This window comes from Streptomyces capoamus (genome assembly GCF_014654935.1).
In the GTDB taxonomy this organism is placed as follows: domain Bacteria; phylum Actinomycetota; class Actinomycetes; order Streptomycetales; family Streptomycetaceae; genus Streptomyces; species Streptomyces capoamus.
In genome coordinates, this window is record NZ_BNBF01000004.1 from 203,478 (window position 1) to 205,498 (window position 2,021).

Here is a 2,021-nt window from a genome sequence, read left to right on the forward strand (position 1 = left end):
CAAGGGTTCGGCCGCCGCCTACTATCCGGAGACGAACGTCCTGGTGCCGCTCGACAGCGTCGCCGACATGAGCAACCAGCCCACATCGAAGGGCATCGTCGTCCGCCTCGAACCCACGGGCGACCGATCCCGGCCGGCCCCCGTGTGACCGCTGCCGCTTCGTGCCGGCCCGACGTCAGGCAGGCACGGCAGGCAGCCGCGACCGAGCGGAGGGCTCAGCGCAGCCGTCGCGCACGCAGCACCAGGTCGTCGGCATGGTGCGCGCCGGCGCCGCCATCGGGTACCAGGCGTGGTCGCTGCTCGTTCACCTCCACCTTCCAGTCGTCGGTGAGCAGGGCGGCGACCATCGAGGGCCAGACGTAGTCAGCCGGGTCGAATCCGCTGTCGTGCGCCTGCTGGGTCTCCATCCCCGCGTGGTGTACGAGCAACAGCACGCCGCCGGGCGCGACGGCGGCGAGCAGCGCTCGCTCGGCCGCGGCGTCGGGGGTGCGCAGCAGGGCTGGATACTGCGCGGAGACCAGGTCGAAGGAGGCCGGCGGGAGCGCTGCTTCCGTCAGCGCGGCGTGCACCCAGCGAACGGCGACGCCTGCGTCCCGCGCGTGCCCGGCCGCCCGCTCCAGCGCCACACCCGAGACCTCTAGCGCGGTCACGTCCCAGCCGCCGCGCGCGAGCCAGACGGCGTCCGCGCCCTCGCCGCAGCCGACGTCGAGCACCCGCCCGGGCGTGAGCCCGGCGACCTCGGCCACGAGCGCACCGTTGGGCCGGCCGCTCCACAGCTGCTGGCGGTCGGCGTATCGGTTGTCCCACTCCGCCCGCACCGCGGGGTCTCCGACGTATCCGTCGCCAGGGAAGAAGGTGTCAGACGCGGTCGATCCCGCTGTGATGTCGTCGGTCATGGGCCCAACGTCATCCATCGTGGCCCGGTCACGCCACTGTTGTTGCCGCTCCGGCAAAACGACGTCCAAGGCGCGAGGAACAGCGGCTGCGCGCACTTTTCACCACAGCTGTGTGCCCGGCGCCCCCTTGAACGGCCCCCGCACCTCCGAGGTGATCCAGCCGCCGTAGAAGTCGCCCTCCTGCGCCGCGACCACCTCCCCGCCGACCGTGCAGCGGTCCACGCGGCCCGGGTAGAAGGCGAAGAAGTCGGCGAGGGCCGTGTACGCGGGCTCGGGACGGGGGTACGTCCAGGCGGCGCGGGCGCGCACGTCGTCGCCCACGACGACGTCCCAGTACCGGGCCGCCCCCTTCCACTCGCACCAGGTCCGCCCCGCGGCCGCCGGGAACAGGAGCTCCGTACGGACGTCCTGCGGGGGGACGTAGAACACAGGGGGATGGCTGGTCTCCAGCACCCGGATCGTCCCGCGGCTCTCGGCCACCACCTGGCCGGCGCACTCGACCACCACGACGCGGTCGTCCTTGCTCATGGTGGGCGGCCGCGGGTAGTCCCAGACGGACTCGGGCCCGCGCGGAGAGGAGCGCGGCGCGGGCTCGTCCAGCGGATCCAGGTACACCTCGTCCTCGTAGCACCAGGCCCAGCCGCCGCCGGGTGCCAGGCTGCGGACCACCGGGTGCCCGTCGGCCTCGAAGTGGGCCGTGGCGTGGGCTCCGGGCGTGCTGTCGTTGCAGCCCACGTGGCCGCAGGTCAGGCAGAGCAGCAGGTCGGCCGGCACCCGTCCGCGGGCCGCGCAGGCCGGGCACGTCACGCTCAGCGACGTCGGGTCGGCCGTCCAGGTGTGGGAACAAGGTTTCCCGGACGGCCGTCCGCCGTCGGGCCGGGGCGTCCATCTCGTCATCGGTGATCACCGGCCGGTCGAGGCGGCATCATGCGCGTGCGCCGCCTCTGCTCCCCGCAGGCCTCCGTGTCGATCACGGTCCCTCCTCTGCCGTCATCGGTCCTACACCTGCTTCGCTCCGACACCGCGCTGAGGATGCAGACCGCTGATCCGGATGCGCCAGGCGTCGGGGGAGGGCTGGCAGGGCACGGACCTGTGCCGACGCCGGACGGCGCAGCCCCTCGCGGC

At 73.4% G+C, this 2,021-nt stretch carries 2 protein-coding genes; both read right to left on the minus strand.

Annotation, left to right across the window (positions count from 1 at the left end; all coding sequences use genetic code 11):
• Window positions 1-215 precede the first annotated feature (215 nt).
• Window positions 216-896, minus strand: a complete 681-nt coding sequence (locus tag IE312_RS09025; RefSeq protein WP_189980107.1) for a class I SAM-dependent methyltransferase — start codon at window positions 894-896, stop codon at window positions 216-218.
• A 99-nt stretch (window positions 897-995) separates the two neighbouring features.
• The gene (locus tag IE312_RS43975) at window positions 996-1,793 is read right to left on the minus strand and encodes a DUF427 domain-containing protein (protein ID WP_190045752.1); all 798 of its coding nucleotides are present in this window, start codon (window positions 1,791-1,793) and stop codon (window positions 996-998) included.
• Window positions 1,794-2,021 lie beyond the last annotated feature (228 nt).